The sequence below is a fragment of the Nocardioides humilatus genome (assembly GCF_008373755.1).
Lineage (GTDB): Bacteria > Actinomycetota > Actinomycetes > Propionibacteriales > Nocardioidaceae > Nocardioides > Nocardioides humilatus.
This window is the reverse complement of record NZ_VUJV01000001.1, coordinates 301,846-324,713: the sequence shown is the minus strand read 5'-3', so window position 1 is coordinate 324,713 and position 22,868 is coordinate 301,846. Positions and strand designations below refer to the sequence as shown.

16 protein-coding genes and 1 pseudogene are annotated in these 22,868 nt (G+C 70.9%); 15 read left to right on the top strand and 2 right to left on the bottom strand.

The annotated features are described in order from the left end of the window. Positions 1-9 precede the first annotated feature (9 nt). From F0U44_RS01450 to nudC, 3 genes are read left to right on the top strand one after another with little or no spacing between them, the layout of a single operon-like run. On the top strand, positions 10-3,177 hold the full coding sequence (locus F0U44_RS01450; protein WP_149726486.1) for an ATP-dependent helicase: 3,168 nt from the start codon (positions 10-12) through the stop codon (positions 3,175-3,177). Beyond that, complete coding sequence (locus F0U44_RS01445; RefSeq protein WP_149726485.1) at positions 3,174-6,359, top strand: ATP-dependent helicase; 3,186 nt, start codon at positions 3,174-3,176, stop codon at positions 6,357-6,359. Before F0U44_RS01450 ends, F0U44_RS01445 begins: the two co-directional genes overlap by 4 nt. A 9-nt stretch (positions 6,360-6,368) precedes the next feature. Further along, the gene (nudC, locus tag F0U44_RS01440; RefSeq protein ID WP_149726484.1) at positions 6,369-7,280 is read left to right on the top strand and encodes an NAD(+) diphosphatase; all 912 of its coding nucleotides are present in this window, start codon (positions 6,369-6,371) and stop codon (positions 7,278-7,280) included. A 9-nt stretch (positions 7,281-7,289) separates the two neighbouring features. On the opposite strand, the gene F0U44_RS01435 is transcribed toward nudC, so the two are convergent. Both F0U44_RS01435 and F0U44_RS01430 read right to left on the bottom strand, forming a co-directional pair. Beyond that, entirely contained in the window at positions 7,290-8,222 is a 933-nt protein-coding gene (locus tag F0U44_RS01435) for a homocysteine S-methyltransferase family protein (protein ID WP_149726483.1), read from the bottom strand. A gap of 65 nt (positions 8,223-8,287) precedes the next feature. Beyond that, complete coding sequence (locus F0U44_RS01430; protein WP_149726482.1) at positions 8,288-8,545, bottom strand: mycoredoxin; 258 nt, start codon at positions 8,543-8,545, stop codon at positions 8,288-8,290. 266 nt (positions 8,546-8,811) lie between these two features. Between F0U44_RS01430 and F0U44_RS01425 the strand changes: the two genes are divergently transcribed. From F0U44_RS01425 to F0U44_RS01370, 12 genes and pseudogenes are all read left to right on the top strand, one after another. Next, positions 8,812-10,569: a hypothetical protein gene (locus F0U44_RS01425; protein ID WP_149726481.1), complete on the top strand. Its 1,758-nt coding sequence runs from the start codon at positions 8,812-8,814 to the stop codon at positions 10,567-10,569. Positions 10,570-10,601: 32 nt separating this feature from the next. Beyond that, on the top strand, positions 10,602-11,720 hold the full coding sequence (locus F0U44_RS01420; RefSeq protein WP_149726480.1) for a type 2 periplasmic-binding domain-containing protein: 1,119 nt from the start codon (positions 10,602-10,604) through the stop codon (positions 11,718-11,720). 33 nt (positions 11,721-11,753) lie between these two features. Further along, positions 11,754-13,988 carry a substrate-binding domain-containing protein gene (locus F0U44_RS01415; protein ID WP_149726479.1) on the top strand — a complete coding sequence of 745 codons (2,235 nt, stop codon included), beginning with the start codon at positions 11,754-11,756 and terminating at the stop codon, positions 13,986-13,988. Beyond that, positions 13,973-14,968, top strand: coding sequence for a sortase (locus tag F0U44_RS01410; RefSeq protein WP_149726478.1), 996 nt, complete (start codon positions 13,973-13,975; stop codon positions 14,966-14,968). Before F0U44_RS01415 ends, F0U44_RS01410 begins: the two co-directional genes overlap by 16 nt. 21 nt (positions 14,969-14,989) lie before the next feature. Continuing rightward, complete coding sequence (locus F0U44_RS01405) at positions 14,990-15,844, top strand: phosphate ABC transporter ATP-binding protein (RefSeq protein WP_149726477.1); 855 nt, start codon at positions 14,990-14,992, stop codon at positions 15,842-15,844. Beyond that, a complete protein-coding gene (gene pstC / locus F0U44_RS01400) occupies positions 15,841-16,845 on the top strand; it encodes a phosphate ABC transporter permease subunit PstC (protein WP_149726476.1) in 1,005 nt (334 codons plus the stop codon). The genes F0U44_RS01405 and pstC overlap by 4 nt, the downstream gene beginning before the upstream one ends. A 1-nt stretch (position 16,846) precedes the next feature. Further along, positions 16,847-18,004: a phosphate ABC transporter permease PstA gene (gene pstA / locus F0U44_RS01395; RefSeq protein WP_149726475.1), complete on the top strand. Its 1,158-nt coding sequence runs from the start codon at positions 16,847-16,849 to the stop codon at positions 18,002-18,004. After that, positions 18,001-19,566: a phosphate ABC transporter substrate-binding protein PstS gene (locus F0U44_RS01390; protein WP_223163546.1), complete on the top strand. Its 1,566-nt coding sequence runs from the start codon at positions 18,001-18,003 to the stop codon at positions 19,564-19,566. The genes pstA and F0U44_RS01390 overlap by 4 nt, the downstream gene beginning before the upstream one ends. Positions 19,567-19,628: 62 nt before the next feature. Then, on the top strand, positions 19,629-21,683 hold the full coding sequence (locus F0U44_RS01385; RefSeq protein WP_149726474.1) for an ATP-dependent helicase: 2,055 nt from the start codon (positions 19,629-19,631) through the stop codon (positions 21,681-21,683). 191 nt (positions 21,684-21,874) lie between these two features. After that, positions 21,875-22,120 (top strand): hypothetical protein, encoded by a 246-nt coding sequence (locus F0U44_RS01380; RefSeq protein ID WP_149726473.1) that lies wholly within the window; start codon positions 21,875-21,877, stop codon positions 22,118-22,120. Between the two features lie 156 nt (positions 22,121-22,276). Next, positions 22,277-22,588, top strand: coding sequence for a WhiB family transcriptional regulator (locus tag F0U44_RS01375; RefSeq protein WP_149726472.1), 312 nt, complete (start codon positions 22,277-22,279; stop codon positions 22,586-22,588). Between the two features lie 57 nt (positions 22,589-22,645). Then, positions 22,646-22,843 (top strand): annotated as a pseudogene (locus F0U44_RS01370) (putative WhiB-interacting protein); the annotation flags it as partial. Positions 22,844-22,868 lie beyond the last annotated feature (25 nt).

Genomic DNA, 22,868 nt, shown 5'->3' with positions numbered 1-22,868 from the left:
GTCGACGACATGACGCCCTCGCCCCCGACCGCCCGCTACCGCCTCGCGCCGCCCCCTGCTGCGGCACCACTGCCGCGGCTCGACGCCCACCAGCAGCAGGTGGTCGACCACGCAGGCGGTCCGTTGCTGGTGCTCGCCGGACCCGGCACGGGCAAGACGACCACGATGGTCGAGGCGATCGTCGACCGGATCGAGCGGCGCGGCGCCGACCCCGACTCGGTGCTGGCCCTGACGTTCTCACGCAAGGCGGCTGAGCAACTGCGCGACCGGGTCACCGGACGGCTGGGGCGCACGCTGTCCAGCGGGTTGTCCTCGACGTTCCACTCCTTCGCCTACGCCCTGGTCCGGAAGTACGCCCCGGCCGAGCTCTATGCCGCGCCGTTGCGTCTGCTGTCGGCCCCCGAGCAGGACGTCGTGCTCCAAGAGCTGCTCACCGACGCGCCAGAGTCGATCCGATGGCCCGAGCCGCTGCGCGCTGCCGTCGGCACGCGGGGCTTCGCCCGGGAGGTGCACGCGGTGATCGCCCGGGCGCGCGAGCGTGGCCTCGACCCTGCCCAGCTCGTCGAGCTGGGGCGGCGTGAGCAGGTGCCGGAGTTCGAGGCGGCCGGTCTGTTCCTCGAGCAATACCTCGACGTCCTCGGCGACCAGTCGGCGATCGACTACCCCGACCTGATCGCGCGCGGCGTCATCGAGGCTCGGGTCCACCAGGCAGAGCTGCGCGCGGCCTACTCGTGCGTGTTCGTCGACGAATACCAAGACACCGACCCGAGCCAGGTCGCGCTTCTCCAGGCGCTCGCCGGCGACGGCCGCGACCTGGTCGCGGTCGGCGACCCCGACCAGTCGATCTACGGGTTCCGCGGCGCCGACGTGCGCGGCATCCTCGACTTCCCCACGCAGTTCCCGACAGCGACGGGTCAGGACGCACCGGTCCTGGCGCTGGGCACCACCCGGAGGTTCGGTTCGCGCCTGCTGCGTGCATCGCGGTCGATCGCGGCCGGCATCACCTCGCGCGGTGCGATCCCGCCCGCCGCCTACGACTCCTTCCGCAACCCCGAGGCCGCGGCGTCCGACCTGGGCCACGGCACCGTGGAGGTCCACACCTTCGACACCGCGCGGGCCGAGGTCGAGCACGTCGCTGACCTGCTCCGTCGCGCGCACCTCGAGGACGGCGTCGCCTGGAGCGACATGGCCGTCCTGGTGCGATCCGGGCGCTCGTCCATCCCCGGGCTGCGCCGAGCGCTGACGGCGGCGGGGGTGCCGGTCGAGGTCGCCGGTGACGAGACCCCACTGGTGCGCGAGCCAGCCGTGGCGGTCCTGCTCGGTGCCCTCGAGCTGCTCGTCGACGACGAGGTGCCGCGTGACCGGATCGAGGAGCTCCTGATCTCGCCGCTCGGTGGTCTGGACGCAACCGAGGTCCGCGCCCTCACCCGCGCGCTGCGTGCGGTGCACCCCGAGGTTGGGCCGCGCGAGCTCGTGCGCCGCGCGGTCCTCGACGCCAATCTGCTCGACGGTGTCGACGGTCATCCGGCGGCGCGGGCCCGCGCTCTGGCGCGGCTCCTGGAGCGCGCCCGCGCCGAGATCGAGGAGGGCGCCTCTGCGGAGCAGGTGCTGTGGACGCTGTGGAGCGGCACGCCGTGGGGCGAGCGGCTGCGCGGCGCCACGACCGGGGGCGGCCAGGCGGCCCGCCTCGCGCACCGCGACCTCGACGCCCTGTGTGCGCTCTTCGAGACCGCGGCGCGGTCCGAGGAGCAGCGCGACCACACCAGTGTCGCGACCTTCCTCGCCACGATCAGCGCTCAGGACATCCCCGCCGACACCCTCGCCGAGCGCGGCGTGCGCGGGGAGTCGGTGCGGCTGCTGACAGCCCACCGGTCGAAGGGGTTGGAGTGGCGGCTCGTCGTTGTCGCACACGTCCAGGAGGGCGGCTGGCCGGACCTCCGCCGGCGCGACTCGTTGCTGGGGGCCGACCGGATCGGCCCGGCCGGCTACGACGGGCTGCTGCCGCCGCTGACCCGGGCGGCCATGCTGGCCGAGGAGCGGCGCCTCTTCTACGTAGCGGTGACGCGACCCCGACAACGCCTGGTCGTCACTGCGGTGCAGTCCCCGGACGACGACGGCGAGCAGCCTTCACGGTTCCTTTCCGAACTCGGCCATGAGGTCGTCCACCGGGTCGGACGTCCGCGGCGGCCGTTGTCGATGCACGGTCTGGTCGCCGAGCTTCGCCGCACCGCGGCAGATCCAGTTCAGCCCGCGCCGCTGCGCGAGGCAGCCGCCGCTCGGCTGCGACTGCTGGCCGAGACCGAGGTGCACGGCCGGCCGGTCGCGTCTGCTGCGGACCCCGCGACCTGGTGGGGCTTGCGGAGCCCGTCGCTGTCCGCACAGCCGGTCCGGCCCGACGACCGCCCGGTCACGCTGTCGGCGAGCGCGCTGGAAGGTCTGCTCACCTGTCCCGCGCAGTGGTTCCTGACCCGCGAGGCGGGCGGCAACGTGGTCTCGACGGCCAGCCAGGGTTTCGGAAAGGTCGTCCACGCGCTCGCCGAGCGGGTGGCGAAGGGCGAGCTGGAAGTGACGACGGTCGACGACCTGATGCCCCACGTCGACGAGGTGTGGGACCGGATGGAGTTCCGCACCCCGTGGTCGCGCCAACGCGAGCGGGAGGCGGTCGAGCAGGTCCTTGCCCGGTTCCTCGCGTGGCACCGGCGACCGGGAGCGCGCGCCGTGGTCGCACTGGAGCCGCAGCTGCGCGCCGAGGTCGAGCTGCCCGACGGGCAGCTCGTCGTGCTGCGTGGCTTCGCCGATCGGCTCGAGCTCGACGAGCAGGGCAAGGTCGTGGTCGTCGACCTGAAGACGGGGAAATACCCACCGACCGACAAGTCCCTCTCCGAGAACCCCCAGCTCGGCCTCTACCAGCTCGCGGTCGATCACGGCGCTGCCGACGAGCTCGTCGGTCAACCGACGACGGCGGGTGGCGCCGAGCTGGTGCAGCTGCGCCACGGCGAGACCTTCCCGAAGGTGCAGCAGCAGCCAGCTTCGCCCCCGGAGATCGAGGGCCAGCTGCAGCGGGCGGTCGCCGCGGTGCGGAGCGAGGCCTTCGTCGCGCGCCCCGGCACGCACTGCGATCGCTGCGCGTTCCACCCGATCTGTCCCGCGCAGGCGTCCGGGTCGGTGTTGTCATGAGGATCGAGACGCCCCAGCAGCTGGCCGAGCTGATGGGCCACGACTGGCTCTACAGCGACGAGCAGTTCGCCGCGATCACCGCCGACCTCGAGCCGGCTGTGGTAATCGCCGGTGCCGGCTCCGGCAAGACCGCCGTCATGGCGGCACGCGTGGTCTGGCTGGTCGCCACCGGACAGGTCGCGCCGGGCGAGATCCTCGGCCTCACCTTCACGACCAAGGCGACCGCAGAGCTACAGACCCGGATCCGAGGCAGCCTGCTGCAGGCCGGCTTGCTGCCCGAGCGCGGACCACGACGGGTCGGCCCCGACGGCGACGAGCTCGACGAGGAGGTCGAGGAGCCGACGGTCGCCACCTATCACGCCTACGCCGCCGCACTGCTCTCCGAGCACGGCCTGCGGATCGGCCACGAGCCCGACACCCGGCTGATCGCCGACGCTTCGCGCTACCAGCTCGCAGCGCGTGCGATCCAGCGACACGGCAAGGCCGTCAACCTGCTCACCGACAGCCCGACCCATGCGGTGCGCTACCTGCTCGCGCTCGATGCGGAGATGGCCGAGCACCTCGTGTCGGTCGAGATGGTCCTCGCCCACGACGCTGACGAGCGACGTCTCTTCGGCGTCGAGCACGCCGCGTTGCTGGAGCAGCTCGCCGAGGGCAAGCGGGTGAAGGGGAAGGCCGACCTGGTCGGTGACGCCATCGAGGCGATCGACAAGCGGGTGGAGCTGCTCGGCCTGGTCGCCGACTACCGCGCGCTCAAGGCCGGGCTCGGGTTGATGGACTTCTCCGACCAGATCGCCCTGGCCGCCCGGCTCGCCAACGAGTGCCCGGAGGTCGGCGAGATCGAACGGGGCAAGTTCAAGGTCGTCCTGCTCGACGAATACCAAGACACCTCGGTCGCCCAGGCGACGATGCTGTCGCGCATCTTCGGCGGCGGCCACCCCGTCACGGCGGTCGGTGATCCCAACCAGGCCATCTACGGCTGGCGGGGTGCCTCGGTCTCCAACATCATCGAGTTCGGTCGCGACTTCCCGACGAGTGACGGTCGTCAGCCGGCGTACTCACTGACGGTCAACCGGAGGTCCGACTCCCGGATCCTCGCGACGGCCAACCACCTCGCGCGCGAGCTCTACGCCGGACGCGAGCACGAGCGCCTCCAGGCCAAGGAGGGTGCTGCCGACGGAGAGGTGACCGTCGTGGTCCACGAGACCCTCGACGACGAGCTCGTCTGGCTCGGCGACCAGGTGATCGCCGCTCACGCGCGCACCTCCTGGAAGGAGATCGGCGTCCTGACGCGCGACAACGCCTCGGCGGCGCTGGTCTTCGACGCGCTGACCGATCGCGAGATCCCGGTCGAGATCGTCGGCCTCAAGGGCCTGCTCCGACTGCCGGAGGTGGCCGAGGTCGTCGCCACCCTCGAGCTCGTCCAGGACGTCACGGCCAACCCGGCATTGCTCACCCTGCTCGCTGGCCCGCGCTGGGCCATCGGTCCGCGCGACCTCGCGTTGCTCGGCACGCGGAGCGCCGAGCTGGCCGGCGCCCAAGGACAGCAGGACTTCGCCGACCTCGCGACCCAGCTCGCCGCGGCCGTCGAGGGAGCCGACCCGCTCGAGATCCCGTCGCTGTGCGACGCACTGGAGGATCCGGGCGACCTCGACTACTCCGCCGAGGCCCGCCACCGCTTCTCGCTGCTGGCCGACGAGCTCCGCGTGCTGCGGCGGGCGATCGGGGAGCCGATCCTCGACCTCGTGCGCCGGATCATCGACGTCAACGGCATCGACATCGAGCTCGCCTCGTCGGTGTCGCCCGCCGCCGAGGCCCGGCGGGACAACCTCGACCTGTTCGTCCAGGCCGTCGCCGACTTCCAGGCGATCGACGGCCAGGTGACGCTGCCCGCGCTGCTCGCGTGGCTCGACGCGGAGGACGAGTTCGGCCAGGGCCTCGACATCGCGACCCCGTCGGAGGCCGACTCGGTCAAGCTGCTCACGGTCCACCGGTCCAAGGGCCTGGAGTGGGACGAGGTCTTCCTGGTCGGGGTCGTCAAGGACAAGTTCCCGTCCAACCGCAGCCGATCGACGTGGCTCAAGAGCGCCGAGGTGATGCCGGCAGCGCTCCGCGGTGACGCCCGCGACCTGCCGCAGCTGATCGGTCACGACGCCGAGGCGATCAACGACCTCAAGGCGCGCCGCAAGCGGCATGACCAGGTGGAGGAGCTCCGGCTCGCCTACGTCGCGTGGACCCGCGCTCGCCACCACCACGCCGTGTCGTGCTGGCGCTGGTCACCGCACCTCAAGGGAGGCCTCGGCCCGTCGGTCTACGTCTGCGACACCCGCGACGCTCTCGCGACCTGGGGCGCCGAACCCGAGCGGTGGGCCGACGTCGCGGAGAAGGGCGAGCCCAACCCCTACGACGAGCGGTCCGACGACCTGCCCTGGCCGATGTCCCACCACACCGCCGAGGTCGACCGCCGTCGGGAGGCGGCAGACCTCGTGCGCACAGCGACCGACCCGATGCTCGACGACGTGCTGCTCCTCGAGCAGGTCCAGCAGTGGGACGACGAGATCGCTCGCCTGTTGGAGGAGGCCGCGCGTGATCGTGCGCCCGTCACCGAGGTGCTGATGCCGTCGAGCCTCTCGGCCACGGCGTTGTCCCGGTTGCGCGACGACCCCGACGGGTTCGCCGCCGACCGCGCTCGCCCGATGCCGCGCCAGCCCTCGGCGGCCGCACGCTTCGGCACCCGCTTCCACGCGTGGGTGGAAGCGCGCTTCGGGCAGCAGGAGCTCTTCGACCCCGACGACCTTCCGGGCCGCGGCGACGCCGGCATCGAGGACGACGCCGATCTCAAGGAGGTCATCGAGGCGTTCGAGTCCGGTCCGTTCGCGACCCGCGCGCCCCACCGGGTCGAGGCGCCCTTCGCGCTCGTCCTCGGTGGTCAGGTCGTGCGGGGGCGGATCGACGCGATCTACGACGAGGGCGACGGCTACCTGGTCATCGACTGGAAGACCAACACCCGCCAGACCGCCGACCCGCTCCAGCTCGCGATCTACCGCCTCGCCTGGGCTGAGCTCACCGGCGTCCCGCTCGAGCAGGTCCGTGCCGCGTTCTACTACGTGCGTTCCGACGAGCTCGTCGAGCCGGAGGGACTGCTCGGCCGCGAGGAGATCGAGGCCTTGCTCACCCCCTAGGCTCGCTGCGTGGACTTCGCACACCTCGCCCTCGCCCGCGACCCGCACGAGCGGCATGGGCTGCGTCGTACTGACGACACGTGGCTCGACGACCGCTGGACCGATCCCGACGGCCGGGTGCTCGTCGTGTCGGGCACCCGCGTCCGACCTAAGGACGGTGCGCTCGAGTGGGTGCCGACGGGGGAGGCTCCCGACGGCGTCCGCGTCCTGCTCGGCGACCGCGACGGCACCACCTGGTGGGCCGTCATCGCCGGGCCGGAGGCGGCCAAGGAGGAGCAGGGGCAGTGGTTCCCGCTGCGTGGGCTGTTGCCGTTCCTCGGCGGCGACCAGGTCAGGCTCGCGCCGCTGGTCTTCCACGCCCTCGGCCTCGCGGAGTGGCACTGGGCGACCAAGCACTGCCCGCGTTGTGGCGGCGCGCTCACCGCGCGCGCTGCGGGGCACGAGCTGGTCTGCACGCAGTGCGGCAAGCCGCAGTTCCCACGGACCGACCCGGCCGTGATCATGCTCGTCACCGCCGGCGAGCCCGGCAGTGACGACGAGCGCTGTCTGCTCGGTCGCGGCGCGCTGTGGCCCGAGGGCCGGTTCTCCACGCTCGCCGGCTTCTGCGAGCCGGGGGAGACGCTCGAGGACGCCGTACGACGGGAGGTTCTCGAGGAGACCGGCGTCGTCGTCGGCGACGTCACCTACTTCGGCAACCAGCCCTGGCCGCTCCCGAGCAGCCTCATGCTCGGCTTCCACGGCCGCGCGGTCACCGAGGAGATCAGCCTCGACGACGCCGACGTGGAGGAGGCGCGCTGGCTGACCCGCACTCAGATGCGCGAGGAGGCCGAGGCCGGCACCCTGATGCTCCCGGGCGGCGTCTCGATCAGCCGCTCACTCATCGAGCACTGGTACGGCGGCCCGCTGCCCGGCAGCTGGTAGCTGGTAGCGCTAACGCGCGACCGCGCCGGCGATCAGGTCGAGGTGGGTGACCCGGGTGCCGCAACAACCGCCCCAGATGTCGATCGAGGGATAGCGGTCGGCCAGGTCGCCCATCATCGCCGCGAGCTCCACCTCGTCACCCTCCTCGAGGTGCCCGAGCCTGCAGAGCGCGATCTTCTCCATCTTCGAGGCGTTGGGTCGCAGCGCACGGAGTCGCGAGGTCCAGTCGCCGTCGGTCAGCGCCGGCCCGAACTCGACCGGGTGCGAGCAGTTGATCCCGTAGAACGCGACCGCGGAGTCGGTCGCTTCATCGACGGTCCGGATCGCCTGCTCCAAGGTCGAGCCGGTGTGGACGAGCGCGTCGGAGCGCAGCGTGAAAGAGACGGCCACCGGCACGTCGTGGGCGACGGCGGCTCGCGTGACGCCGATCGCCTCCTCCTCGCTGCTGAAGGTGAACGCCCAGGCGAGGTCGACACCGGCCTCGGCGAGCGTGGCGAGCTGGACCGAGTGGTAGTCCCCCGCTTCGTCGCGGGTCATCGTCAGGTCCTGGGCGTAGGCATCGCCCCGCGGCCCGACGAAGCCCTGCACCAGGACCCTCTCGATGTCGTCGGCGTACTCCGCAGCGAGCTCGCGGAGGAACGCGATCGAGGCCAGGTTGGCCTCGGCCAGTCCGGCCGCCGAGTAGCCGAGCAGGCCGCCCCAGTCCGGGCTGGCGCGGTAGTCCAGTCCGCCCATCAGCACCGCCATCCCGTGCGCCGCTGCGGTGTCGAGCAGGCCGCGGTACATCGTGCGCAGGTCGGCCATCGCCGCGGGGTTGTCGAGCAACGGATACATCGCGAACTCGGGCAGCTCGTGCCCGTAGCGATACATGATCTCGGTCTCGATGCCGCCCTCGGTGAGGTAGCGGAGACCGGCGGCCGGCGCCGGAAATTGTCGTGCCATCGCTCCGCGCCCCCAGGTGATCGATCCTGGTCGGGCAGCGTACGTGGCTGGGGCGCCCGAGTCTGCTAGTTGGCGCGCTCGGCCATGAGCGCGAGCTGGGCCTTGACCTGGGCGACCGACGGGTTCGTCATCGCCGTACCGTCGCTGTAGACGAGGGTCGGGACGGTCTGGGTGCCGCCATTGGCGGACTCGACGATCTCGGCCGCGTGCGGGTGCTGCTCGATGTCGACGACCTGGTAGGCGATGCCCTCGCGGTCGAGCTGGCCCTTGAGGCGGTGGCAGTAGCCACACCACGGGGTCGTGTACATCGTGAACGAGCTCATGTTGGGCCCAACCGGCGTGGCTGGCGCGATGTTCCCGAACCCCACGAGTGCGGCCGGCAAGTGACGTGGATCACCGAAACCGTGCTCGGTGAAAGGCCTGGCCATGCGGGGGATCAGGGAAGACCTGCCACCGGGCGTGGCGAACTTGCGCGAGCGTGCGTTCTGTCGCTTAAGTTAACCAAGTCACTCGACTAAAGGGTGATTCTCTCGGGGCCTGTTCGATCCATTGCGGCAACAGCCGCCCTCACCCTTCTAGCGAGGCCCTCATGCGCCCATCCGTGCGCATCGTCGGCGCTGCCGTCGCCCTTGGCGCGGCTGCAGCCGCCTTCCCGCTCCTGTCCACCACCCCGACGGCCGGCGCCGCAGACTTCACGGGCGGCGACCTCGTCGTCTACCGGGTCGGCGCCGCCGGCGGCACGCTGACCAACGCGGCCGCCCCGGTGTTCCTGGACGAGTACGACCCGAGCGGGACCAAGAAGCAGTCGCTCGCGCTGCCGACCACCGCCGCCAACGGCAACCTGCCGCTGACCGCCGCGGGCCTGTCCCGTTCGGAGGGCCTCATCTCGCGCTCGCCCGACGGCCGCTTCGTCACCGTGACCGGCTACGCCGCTGCACCCGGTACGACGGGCCCGTCTGGGGCGTCGCTCACCGCGTCGAGCCCGGCGACCGTCTCTCGCGTCGTCGGCATCGTCGACGGCCACGGAGGCGTCGACACCAGCACGTCCGTGACAGGCGGCAACGCGCCCTCGATCATCCGCTCGGCAGCGACCCAGAACGGCGACGACCTGTTCGTCGCGGGTGGCAATGGCGGGGTGCTCTCCACGACCCTCGGCGGCACCTCCACCAGTTCGGCCGGCGGCACTCCGTCCAGCAACTTCAACCAGCTCAGCTACCAGTCGGGCAGCCTCTTCACGAGCGGCATCCTCAACGACCACCTCTCGCTGGTCGGCTCGGGCGGCACGCTCACCCCGGTGCCGGGCCTTCCCGACAACCTGCTGACCTACGGCTACGCCGTGCTCGACCTCAGCGCCGGCCTCGGCTGGAACGGTACGACGGCCGACACCATCTACCTCGCCAACGCCTCCGAACGTGCGGGCGTCGTCGACAAGTACCGCTTCAACGGCACCAACTGGGTGCGGGCCGGCGCGTTCGACGTACCGGGCGTCTCCGGTCTCGTCGCCGACGTCGAGGGCGGTGCGGTCAGCCTGGCGCTGACCACCCCGACCAAGCTCCTGACGCTCAACGACCCGAGCGGCACGGCTTCGGCCTTCGACCCGACCGGGCCGACGGTGCTCGCGAGCGCTCCGGCCGGCACCGAGTTCCGCGGTGTCGCCCTGGCCCCGACGGCCACGCCCGGTCCGTCGCTCTTCCTCCGGACGCCGTCGCGCGGTTCGAACGTCGCGATCAGCAGCCCGACCTTCCCGGTCACCGCCTACGTCTCCGGCGGCACCGTCTCGGGCGTGACCGTCACCGTGGGTGGCAACACCGCTCCTGCCACCAAGGGCTCCGGCAACGTCTGGACGGCCAACGTCTCGACGACCGGCCTGACCGCCGGCGCCGCGACCCTGTCGATCTCCGCGACCAACGGCGACGGCACCACCACCGTCACCCGGCCGGTGAACCTGTCCGGCACCTCGGCGGGTGCGCTGACCACCGGCACCTACGCGCCGACCAGCACGGGCATCACGCGCAAGGGCACGTGGAAGTCCTACAACACCTCGCTCTCACCGACGGGCAAGGGCCAGAAGAGCAGCGTCAAGGACAACACCATCAAGGCCAAGGTCTACGGCAACAAGCTGGTCCTCGTCTTCACGGGTGGTCCTGCTGCCGGCAAGGTCAAGATCACCGTCGACGGCAAGGCGACCACGGTGGATCTCTACGCCGCGTCGGTCAAGAAGAAGACCAAGGCGTTCACCTTCACCGGCGCCCTCGCGACGCACAACGTCGTCATCACGGTCGCCGGGTCCAAGAACGCCAACAGCTCCGGCAAGACGGTCTCCGTCGCCGCGCTCCAGGTCCTCTGACCGCCCGACTTCTTCGACAGGACTGAAATCAGATGAATCGACGCATCCTCAACCTCACGGCAACGGCAGCCGCCGCGCTGACCATCGCCGTGGCCGGCGCCTCGACCGCGGCCGCCGACCCGACCGGGACCCCCGGCGCTCCGCCGCCGGGGAAGACCGCCGACCAGATCTACGCAGCGGTCGGAGCCGACGCGTTCGCTGAGCTGACCAACAACCTGGTCATCCAGTACAACGCGCAGAACCCGGCCCCGACGCGGGTGCTGGCGTCCTACGACGCCATCAACCCGGTCACCGGCGTGCCGGGTGAGAACCTCACCACCAAGCCGGGCTGCTCGGTCGCGCGTCCCAACGGCGCCAACGCCGGCGTCACCGCCATCACGCAGAACCTGCACGTCGACAACGACCCGGTGAAGCCCTTCTGCATCGACTTCGTGCGCTCCAGCCGGGCGAAGGGCACGGCTCCCGCGGAGGCGGCGCTGACCTTCTACGCACAAAGCCGCGACGCCGTCAGCTACGCGACGGTGGGCAACGCCTACGCACCGACGGCACCGCTGACGACCGCGCAGCTGAAGGACATCTTCGAGTGCAAGAAGCAGGACTGGAGCGAGGTCGGCGGCCAGGCCGGACCGATCCACCTCTACCTGCCGCCCGCCTCGGCCGCGACGTTGACCTTCTTCCTGCAGGCCATCGGCACGACGCTCAACAACGTCACCGACGGCTGCGCCGGTCTGCCGACGGTGTTCGAGCAGCAGCAGAACGACGGCCGCACGCTCGACGGTGACCCCCAGGGCATCGCGCCGTACGCCGTCACCAAGTGGGCTGCCCAGGCCAACCAGGCTCCGGGCATCGCGGACAACCGCGGTGGCGCGAGCATCGGTCTGGTCAACGCGACGACCGCTCCGACGATCACCACGACGTTCGGCGGCGACACCTACCAGGTGCTCAACCCGGACTTCGCGTCCGGCGCGAGCGCGGCGTTCGGGCGGCTGTTCTTCAACGTCGTCCGCAACGACGCCCCTCAGGACCTGAAGGACGTGTTCAAGGCCGGCGGCTACCTGTGCCAGCACCAGAACGAGCTCTTGGTGCCCTACGGCAACACGCCGCTCGGCAACGACAGCTCCGCAGAGCGCTTCTGCGGTCAGACCAGTTGATCCAGCTCACGCCACGAAGGAAACGAATTCCACATGCGGATTGGGTGCATCCGACGGAACACCGTCCTGGCGGTCGCGGTCGTCGTGACCGGCATGACCACGGCGGCTGGTGCCGCGGCGACTGCGGTCGCCGCGGCCCCGGCCGGGCCGGACCAGCTCACCGGGGGCCCGAGGACGAGTGCGCGCGCCGACGGTGCGGTCACGGTCCCCGCCCCCGGCGCTGGTGACAGCGCCGAGGTGACGGTGGGCAAGACGACCGACCTCGTCAACCAGACGGTCAGCGTGACCTGGCGCGGCTTCCGGCCGAGCACGGCGAGCCGGCTGCAGAACGCGGGCGACTCGCTCGACATCAACACCGAGTACCCGGTGCGGGTCTACCAGTGCCGCGGCGCGGACCCGGTCAGCTCGAGCGACTGCTACGGCTCGCCGGGCTTCCGGGGTGTGCCCGCTGCCGGCGACCTGCCCGAGATCCTCCCGGTGCCGGCCTTCACCTACCCGGGGCAGACCGACCCGTTCGCCGCGACGCCCGACGGGCCGGCCAACTGGCAGGACAACGTCACCAGCGCCGACGGCACCGGCCAGGTCTCGATCCAGCTCTTCACTAAGCGGGAGTCCGCGGGCCTGGGCTGCGACGCCGCCACGCCCTGCTCGATCGTCGTCGTCCCCAACTACGGACGCGGCCCCAACGATCTCGGCGACACCGAGGACCTGATGGACGCGCCGTGGGCGTGGGAGCGGCGCACGGTGATCCCGCTGTCGTTCCTCCCCGTCGACGACGCGTGCCCCCTGCACGGCGAGACCCTCGCCGTCGAGGGCAGCCCGATGGCGGCCCACGCCCTCGCCAGTTGGCGCGCCCGGACCTGCACGCTCGAGTCCGACGCCGTCGCGGTCGACTACACGGCGATCGGCGAGCCTCAGACCCGCGGCGACGTCGCCACCGGTACGACGGCGACCGGCCTGGTCATCGACCCGCTCGACGCCGACGCGGCCGAGCAGGTCGGCGTGGTCTACGCCCCGGTCGCCGTGACCTCGCTCGTCGTCGCCTTCCAGATCGACGACGAGCACGGCAAGCCCGTCACGGACATGAAGCTCAACCCGCGTCTGGTCGCGAAGCTCATCACGGCGTCGTTCCGCTCGGGCGCAGACCCGGCGGTGCTCCAGAACCGGCCCTACAACCTCTTCTCCGACCCCGAGTTCCTCGAGCTCAACCCTGACGTCGACTGGCCGAGCGGTGCTCCGGGCAACCACCCCCTGCTGCTCGGTGACCTCTCCGACACCACGACCGCGCTGACCCGCTGGGTCATCGCCGACAAGGACGCCCGGGCCTTCATCTCCGGCAAGCCCGACCCGTGGGGCATGACGGTCAACGCCAACTACAAAAACGTGGCGATGCCCTTCTCGAGCTTCCCCCTGCTCGACGCCCTGCTGTCCAACAGCTTCGCGCCCATCCAGGAGCTCGACGCGTTGTCGCGCCAGCTGTCGATCGCGCAGTTCCCCGGCGGCCTGGTGGTCAACGAGGGCGGCGTCAACATCACGGTGAAGCAGCCGCGCCAGAACCCCGGAAGCCGCGAGGTCATCGGCATCATCGACGCGGCCGCTGCCCACCGCTTCCAGCTCTCGACGGCGGCCCTGCTCAACCCGGCGGGGGAGTACGTCACCCCGACGGACGCGAGCATGACGGCGGCGATCAAGGCGGCGACGGTCAACGCCGACGGCGTGACCCGCCAGGTCGACCTCGAGTCCGACAGCGCGACGGCCTACCCCCTGACGCTGCAGATCTCCGCCGCCCTCTCGGTCAACGCCGAGGAGGACGAGCGCACCCAGATGGCCTCGTTCCTGTCCTACGTCGGCGGCGCCGGCCAGCGCTCCGGCGACAAGATCGGCGAGCTCCCCGGCGGCTACGCGCCGCTCCCCGCGGAGCTCAAGGCCCAGCTCGAGGAGGCGCGCGACGCCGTCCTCGCCGGGGCGACCTCCGAGCCCGACCCGGAGGACCCCACCCCAGACCCGTCGGACGCACCCTCCGGCGGTCCGGGCGGACCCCCTAGCACCGGGGGGTCCGTCCCGGAGCCTGACAAGACCAAGCCGCCCAAGAAGTCGGATCCGATCGTGGACGGTGAGGACCTGGTGACAGTGAGTGCCACGCCCGTGGGCGACCGGCAGCTCCTGATCCCGGCGCTGGGTGCACTCGCGGCATTGACCTTCCTGGGTGGCCCGGCGGTGTGGCTGGCGGGTCGCACGGGGAGGGGCCCGCGATGGCTGCGACGGTGACCGAGGAGAGTCCCGAGGTCCGTACGACGGACGAGGCGCCCGACGCCGTACCTGCCTGGCAGGGGCGGTTGGTCGCGCTGCGTCGCGCGGTCACGCGACCGCGACCGCGGCCCGAGCCGGGACAGCGGCGTGCAGAACCGCCGCCGCGGGAGCCCTTCGAGATGACCGGCGCCAACGTCGTCGCCATCGCGATGGTGATGATCTCGATCCTGCTGCTGATCTTCGGCGCCTACCTGTTCGGTGGCTCGGCCCTGTCCGAGCGCCGCCAGCAGGACGTGGCATTCGCACAGATGAAGAAGGACCTGGCCCTGGCCACGGTCCCGGTCAGCGGCGCGATCCCGCGCGGCACACCGGTCGGCATCATCACGATCCCGCACCTCGGTGTGGAGCAGGTCTTCGAGATGGGGAGCAGCAGCGCCGAGACGAGGCACGGTCCGGGGCTGCGGCCCGACACCGTGCTGCCCGGACAGGCCGGCGTGTCCGTGCTGATTGGACGCCGGGCCACGGGCGGCGCGCCGTTCCGCGACCTCGACCAGCTCTCACCCGGCGACCTCATCGAGGTCGTGACCGGGCAGGGCGAGTTCACCTACGTCGTCGACGTGGTGCGCACCAGCGATGCCAACGTGCAGATCGAGCCCGCGGAGTCCCGGCTGACGCTGGTCACCAGCGATCCCGCCGTGATCAACCGGCGCACGCTCCAGGTGTCCGCCGCCCTCGACGGCAAGGCGCTGCCGGCGTCGACCGGTCTTGCCGGTGGTGCGTCCGCCGACCCCGCCGACCTGGCCGGTGCCCACCTCGGGACGCACACGACCGCGCTGCTGCTGTGGTCGCAAGCCCTGCTGCTCGTGGTCGTCGCGACGACCTGGGGAGCGCTGAGGATGCGCTGGCGCGCGGTGTGGATCGGCGCGGTGCCGACGATCGCGGCGCTGATGTGGCTCGTCTTCGAGAACCTCACGCTCCTCCTGCCCAACACGCTTTGAGTCACCAGAAGAAGGACCACCATGACGATCACCAGCACTGCCGACCCGGTCGCCGACGCGCCCGGCTCGCCCGCCTCACCTGCCCGCAAGCCCGGCAGCCTGGTCGCCCAGGACGTCCACGCGTGGTTCGGCGACCACCAGGTGCTCTCCGCCGTCGACCTGGTCATGGCCGCTGGTGAGGTCACCGCGCTCATCGGCCCGTCGGGCTGCGGCAAGTCGACCTTCCTGCGGATCCTCAACCGGATGCACGAGCTGGTGCCCGGTGCGGCGCTCGCCGGACAGATCCTCCTCGACGGGCAGGACATCTACGACCCGTCGCTGCGACCGATCGAGAGCCGCCGCCGGGTCGGCATGGTCTTCCAGAAGGCGAACCCGTTCCCGACGATGTCGATCTACGACAACGTCCTGGCCGGGCTCAGCCTGACCGGCCAGAAGGTCAAGCGCCGCGGCAAGGACAACGAGGCCGACGCGCTCGTCGAGCACAGCCTGCGCAGCGCCGGCCTGTGGGACGAGGTGCGCAACCGGCTCGGCACCCCAGGCGGCTCGCTCTCGGGCGGTCAGCAGCAGCGGCTGTGCATCGCACGCTCCTTGGCCGTGCGCCCCGACGTATTGCTGATGGACGAGCCCTGCTCGGCCCTCGACCCCACCTCGACCCGACGCGTCGAGGAGACCATCCGCCAGATCGCGTCGGAGGTGACGGTCGTGATCGTCACCCACAACATGCAGCAGGCCCAGCGCGTGTCGGACCGCTGCGCGTTCTTCCTCGCCGCCGAGGGCCTGCCGGGTCACATCGTCGAGCAGGGCAGCACGAGCGACGTCTTCGAGCGTCCGCGCGACGAGCGGACCGCCGACTACGTGAACGGCCGCTTCGGATGAGCGCCGAGACGCCTCCGACCCTGGAGCTGGTCCGCCCCGTGCCGCAGCGCAGGTCGCTGTCGTCGCGCCCGACCACCTCGGACCGGGTGTTCGTCTCCGGGAGCCGCCTGGCCGCGATCGCAACGCTGCTGATCATGGGCCTGATCGGCTACTTCCTCACCGTCGGCGCGTGGCCGGCGCTCGAGCAGCAGGGCTGGCAGTTCTTCACCGAGAAGCAGTGGCTGCCCGAGACGGGCCAGTACGGCATCGCGGGCCTGCTCGAGGGCACCGTGCTGGTCGGCGTGATCGCACTGATCGTGGCGGTGCCGGTCTCGTTCGGAGCGGCGCTGTTCATCAGCGAGTACGCCCCGCCGGCCCTGAAGCGTCCGCTCGTGACGCTCGTCGACCTGATGGCGGCCGTGCCCGCGGTCATCTACGCGATCTGGGCGCTGATCTTCCTGCAGGCGCAGCTGCTCTCGGTGGCGCAGTGGCTCTCCGTGCACCTGGGAGGTGCCCTGCCGTTCCTGACCGTGAAGACGCCGGACTCGCCGTCGTCGTACACATCGTCGGCCTTCATCGCCGGTGTGGCCGTCGGGTTCGTCATCATGCCGACGATCACCTCGATCATGCGGGAGGTCTTCTCGCAGGCACCGGTCGGCGAGCGCGAGGGCGCGATCGCCCTGGGAGCCACGAAGTGGGGCATGATCCGCGCGGTCGTGCTGCCGTTCGGCCGCGCCGGCATCATCGGCGGCATCATGCTCGGCCTCGGTCGTGCGCTCGGCGAGACGATCGTGGTCTACGCCCTGATCTCGCCGATCTTCGACTGGACGACGCACCCGCTCGAGTCGGGCACCAACACGATCGCGGCGCACATCGCGTCGCGCTACTCGGAGTCCAACGGCAACGCCTTCGCGGGCCTGCTCGCCGCCGGCATGGTGCTCTTCGCGTTCACGCTCGTCATCAACACCGCCGCGGGCATCGTGGTGAGCCGGTCCCGTTCCGGCGCGGCGACGGAGATCTGAGATGACGACGACGACCGTCGCGCCCGCCGAGGCGCCCACGCCCGCCGCGCCACCGGCGACCCGGCCCGTGCCGGAGCGGATCCGGATCGGTGGCCTCGGTCCCGACCTGGTCCTCCACGTGGGGGTCGCGCTGTCCGGAGCCATCTCGCTGGCCTGGCTCCTCTACGAGCGGATGCTGCCGACCAGCGGCACCATCGGCTTCTGGATCTTCGCCTACGCGCTCTTCTTGATCCTGCTCGTCGCGGCCAGCTCGACCACCCTCGACCGGCTCGGTGTCATCGACCGCTTGGTCGGCGCACTCGTAGCCACCGCGGGCCTGGTCATGGTCTCGGCCCTGGTGGGGATCGTGGTGTTCACGTTCGTGCACGGCAAGGACGCGCTGGCGCACACGAACTTCTTCAAGGACACCATGGCCTACTCGGGGCCGGACGCCGCGCTGGACCAGGGCGGCATCTACGCCGCCATGGTCGGCACCCTGGAGCAGGTCGCCATCTCGGTCGTGGTCAGCGTGCCTCTTGGCCTGGCCACGGCCGTCTACCTGAGCGAGGTCCGTGGTCGGCTGGCGCGGGTGGTGCGCGTCGTCGTCCAGGCGATGACCGCGGTGCCGACGATCGTCGCCGGCCTGTTCATCTACTCGCTCGTGATCCTGCAGCTCGGGCACGGTCGCAGCGGCCTCGCGGCCGCGCTCGCGCTGTCGGTCAGCATGGTGCCCGTCGTCATCACGACGGCGGAGGTGGTGCTGCGGCTGGTGCCCAACGGCCTGCGCGAGGCCTCGCTCGCCCTCGGCACCACCCAGTGGCAGACCGTGTGGCGGGTCGTCCTCCCGACCGCGCGGCCGGGCCTGGTCACGGCCGTCCTGCTCGGCGTCGCGCGCATCATCGGCGAGACGTCACCTGTCCTCCTCGTCGCGGGCTCGACCAACGAGCTCAACTACGACCCGCGGCACGGGCCCCAGCTGTCCTTGCCGCTGTTCGTCTTCAACGGGCTGCGGACGCCCATCGACGTGGCGATCACCCGGGCCTTCGGTGCCGGTGTGGTGCTGCTCGCGCTCGTCGTCCTCTTCTTCGCCCTCGCCCGCATCATCGGTGGCCGCACCCCGGGTCGCCTCAGCCGCCGGCAGCAGCGCCGGCTCGCTCGACGTCTAGGAGCCCCCACGTGAACCGCCTGCTCGCCCGCCGCCCGATCCGCAGCGCTGCCCTGGCCGGAGCCCTGGCTCTCATCGGTCTCTCGCTGGCCCCGGCACCCGCCGCTCACGCCGAGGACTACGTGCCGGTCTCCGGCGCCGGTTCGACCTGGAGCCAGGTGGCCGTCGATGCGTGGCGCGCCGACGTACGGGCCTCCGGCGTGGTCGTTAACTTCGCCGGCACGGGCTCGACCGACGGCCGCTCGCAGTTCATCCAGGGGACGGCTGACTTCGCGACGAGCGAGATCCCGTTCCAGGACCCGCCCGAGCCCGGCCAGCAGGCGGAGGTCCCCGGACGCGACTACGCCTACATGCCGATCGTCGCCGGTGGCACGTCGTTCATGTACAACCTCGAGCTCGGCGGGCAGCGGGTGCGCGACCTGCGCCTGTCCGCCGAGACGCTGGCCAAGATCTTCACCGGCAAGATCACGCGGTGGAACGACCCCGAGATCAAGGAGGACTACGGCAAGACCCTGCCGGACATCCCGATCATCCCGGTGGTCCGCTCCGACGGTGCCGGCGCCTCGGCGCAGTTCACGCTCTACATGCAGGACCAGGTGCCCGACGTCTACTGCCCCTTCATCCGGGACAAGCTGCACCTCGGCGGTTCGGCCTGCCCGAGCGTCTCCTTCTACCCGGCCTTCGGCGACAGCAAGGCGCAGGTGGGGTCCAACGGTGTCGCCAACTACGTGTCCGCGTCGTACGGCGTCGGGTCGATCGGCTACGTCGAGTACGCCTACGCCAAGCGGATCGACTTCCCGGTGGCCGGCCTCCTCAACAAGGCGGGCTACTTCTCCCAGCCCACGGCCGGCAACGTGGCGGTGGCGCTGACCAAGGCCAAGATCAACCCGAACCTCACCCAGAACCTGACCTCGGTCTACAACAACCCGGACCCGCGGGCCTACCCGATGTCGAGCTACAGCTACATGATCATCCCGACGTCGACGGACGCCCCGTTCAACACCGACAAGGGCAAGACGCTCTCGACGTTCATCAACTACTTCCTCTGCGCCGGCCAGCAGAAGGCCGAGATCCTCGGCTACTCACCGTTGCCGAAGAACCTGGTCGAGGCCGGCTTCGACCAGGTCAAACGGATCCCCGGTGCGGTGCGGTCGCCGTCGATCAGTCAGTGCGACAACCCGGCGCTCGACATCCTCAACTCCGCGCCGAGCCCCGACAAGTGCTCGAAGGTCGGTGCGACCTGCGCTCCCGGTGAGGGCAACCCCGCCGGTTCCACCGGCGACGGTGACGGCGGCACGGGGGGCACGGGTGGCACGGGCGGGACCGGTGGCACGGGCGGCAACGGAGGTGCGGGCGGCAACGGTGGGAACAACGCGGGAGCGGTCGATCCGCTGACCGGAGCGACCACGGGCGACCCGACGACCACCGCGGCCACGGGCGCTCCCGGTACGCCGATCACCCTGACCGGCGGGCGCAGCGGGGAGACGCTGGCAGCGACCTGGGTCGCCGCCGTGGCCCTCCTGCTGGCCGTCATCGCGCCGCCGTTGCTCGTGCGGAGGTTGCGCCGACGGACCTGACCCTGTGGATGGGTGGGGATGGCTCGAAGTTCTGTCGCCCCCACCCTCTAGGGTCGCTGGACATGAGTGCTCCGTCGTCCGCCGAGTCTCTTCTAGGGGCACTCGACCCCGAGCAGCGACAGGTGGCCGAGGCGCTGCGAGGGCCGGTGCGGGTGCTGGCCGGCGCCGGGACGGGCAAGACCCGGGCGATCACGCACCGCATCGCGCTCGGCGTGATGACGGGTGTCTACGCGCCGTCCGAGGTGCTGGCCGTGACGTTCACGACCCGGGCCGCGGGCGAGCTGCGGGGGCGACTGCGTCAGCTCGGGGCGCCGGGGGTGCAGGCGCGCACGTTCCACAGCGCGGCTCTGCGGCAGCTGCGCTACTTCTGGCCCCACGTCCACGGCACCGACCTCCCGACGCTCACCGAGTCCAAGCTCGCGATGATGGCCGCGGCCACCCGCCGGCTCGGGCTCCGAGCCGACCAGGCGCTGCTCCGCGACCTCGCCTCGGAGATCGAGTGGGCGAAGGTCAGCAACGTCGGGCCCGACGACTACGCCCGGATCGCCGGCCAGCACGGCCGCAGCGTGTCCGACCAGCCGGCCGACACGGTCGGCAAGGTGTTCGGCGCCTACGAGGACGTCAAGCGCGAGCAGGGACGCATGGACATGGAGGACGTCCTGCTCTTCACCGCCGGCGTCCTCGCGTCCGACGAACGGGTCGCGGCGCAGGTCCGCCGGCAGTACAAGTGGTTTGTCGTCGACGAGTTCCAAGACGTCTCGCCGCTCCAGTCCGCGCTCCTCGACCTGTGGCTCGGGGGCCGCGACGAGCTGTGCGTCGTCGGTGACCCCGCCCAGACGATCTACTCCTTCGCCGGTGCCGACTCGACCTATCTACTGGACTTCCCGAAGCGCTACGCCGGCACGACCTCGATCGAGCTGGTCCGCAACTACCGCTCGACCCCTCAGGTGGTGGCGGCCGCCAACAGCCTGCTCGCCGGGAGCGCCAGCGCCGGCGTCGAGCTGAAGGCGCAGCAACCTGCCGGCCCGGCGGTGCGGCTCGAGGGCCATCCCGACGAGGTCGCCGAGGCGACCTTCGTCGCCGACCAGGTGGCCGCGCTCCATCGCAAGGGCACGGCGCGCGGGCAGATCGCCGTCCTCTTCCGCATCAACGCGCAGTCCGAGCACTTCGAGGACGCGCTGAGCGACCGGGGCATCCCCTACGTCGTCCGCGGCGCGGCGCGCTTCTTCGACCGGCCCGAGGTCCGCGAGGCCGTCGTACGGTTGCGCGGTGCCGCCCGGTCAGGGGAGGCAGGCGACCAGCCGTGGGTCGAGGCGGTCCACGGGGTGCTCGGCGGCATGGGCTGGTCGGCCGAGCCACCGACCGGTCGTGGCCAGGTGCGGGACCGCTGGGAGTCCTGGCAGGCGCTGGCGACCCAGGCCGAGGAGTTCGGGTCGGAGCATCCGGACGCCGACTTCGGGGCGTTCGTCGATGACCTCGACCGCCGCGCGGCCGAGCAGCACGCGCCGGCGGCCGACGGCGTCACCCTCGCCACCTTCCACGCCGCCAAGGGCCTGGAGTGGGACGCCGTCTTCTGCAGCGGCGTCCAGGACGGCACCGTGCCGATCACCTACGCCGACAGCGAAGCGTCGATCGAGGAGGAGCGCCGCCTCCTCTACGTCGGCGTCACCCGTGCGCGCCGCGACCTCACGATCAGCTGGTCGGCCGCGCGCAATCCCGGCCAGGCAGCACGCCGCCAGCCCTCGCGGTTCCTCGCGCCGCTGCTGCCCGAGCGTGAGAAGCCGCAGCCGGGTGGCCGTGCCCGGAGCAAGGTCGCGCGCTGCCGCGAGTGCAGCCAGCCGCTCAGCAGCGCCGTCGAGAAGAAGCGCGGGAGGTGCTCCCACCACCCGATTCACTACGACGAGGCTCTCTACGAGCGGCTCAAGGCCTGGCGCCTCGAGCGCGCGCGCGATGACGAGGTGCCCGCCTACGTCGTCTTCACCGACGCCACCTTGGAGCTCATCGCTGAGCACAAGCCCGGCGACCAGCGAGCGCTGCGGGCCATCAGCGGCGTGGGTCCCAGCAAGATCGAGAAGTATGGCGACGACGTGATCGCGGTGATCCAGACCCAGTCATGAGCCGTCATGAGCTTCGCTGAAGAAGATTTCCTGCCAACCTGCAACAATTTTCAGAAATAGTCATTAAATGGTTTGCCCATTACATGGATGCGCGGATAGCGTGTCCCTCACGTACTGACAGACCTGCGCATCCGGCCCTGGCAAGGCCCGCGCCCAACGCCCCGAAGGAGGTGGCCACAGTGGAGAACATCATGCGAATCGCAATCGCAGCGCCGGCACAGTCCACGCGCGCGCTCGCGCTCCTGTGCGCCACCCCGACCACCGATCTCCGGACGTCCGACGTCCGGATCGACGTGCGCACGGGCGACGTGGCGCAGACGGTCAAGACCGTCGAGGGCAAGCGCGTTCGCGTGTTCGCACCGACCGCCGGCATGGGCCACGTCGACTTTGCAGCCGGCTACGCCTGGGGTTCTCAAACCTGGAGTCCACCGATCTAGTCCACAAGACTTAGCTCGGCAGCCTCCAGGCCGCGGAACCCGAAACCGGGATCCGCGGCCTTCGTGTTTCTCAGGCACCTGAGAAAGACGAAAGCCGCAGACCCGGATCGATGAAACGACCAACGCGATCAGGTCAGAGACGAGGAGGTGAAAAACATGACGACCAGTGTTCTCGAGCCGACGCTGAGCAACCTGCACGACGAGGCAGAGCTCTTCGCCGACCAGGAGTCCGACCGGCTGCCGTGTCGGGTCAATGACCCGGAGCTGTGGTTCGCGGAGTCTCCCACCGACGTGGAGTTCGCCAAGACGCTGTGCCAGGACTGCCCGGTCCAGCAGATGTGTCTGACCGGAGCGCTCGAGCGGCGCGAGCCCTGGGGTGTCTGGGGCGGCGAGATCTTCCTGCAGGGAGTAGTGATCCCTCGCAAGAGGCCTCGTGGCCGGCCCCGCAAGGACGCCGCCGCGGCCTAGCCCCGGTGGAGTGCGGCACCCGACCTCCGATCAACTCCGAGCAACTTTTCTAGAAACACCTCAATGAACCAAGACCTGAACTGGAGCACCAAGATGAACGTCATGCATGAAGACCTGGCACGCGCGCACATGTCCGCGCGCCTGGGAGAGGCGCAGCAGCTGCGCGAGGCCAAGATGGCCCGCGCCCGGCGTCTCAGCCGCAAGGCTGAGCGCGCAGCGCAGCAGGCTCGCCTCGCCCTCGCTCGCGCTCTCTGACAGAGGGGCACAGACCTCGGAGGAC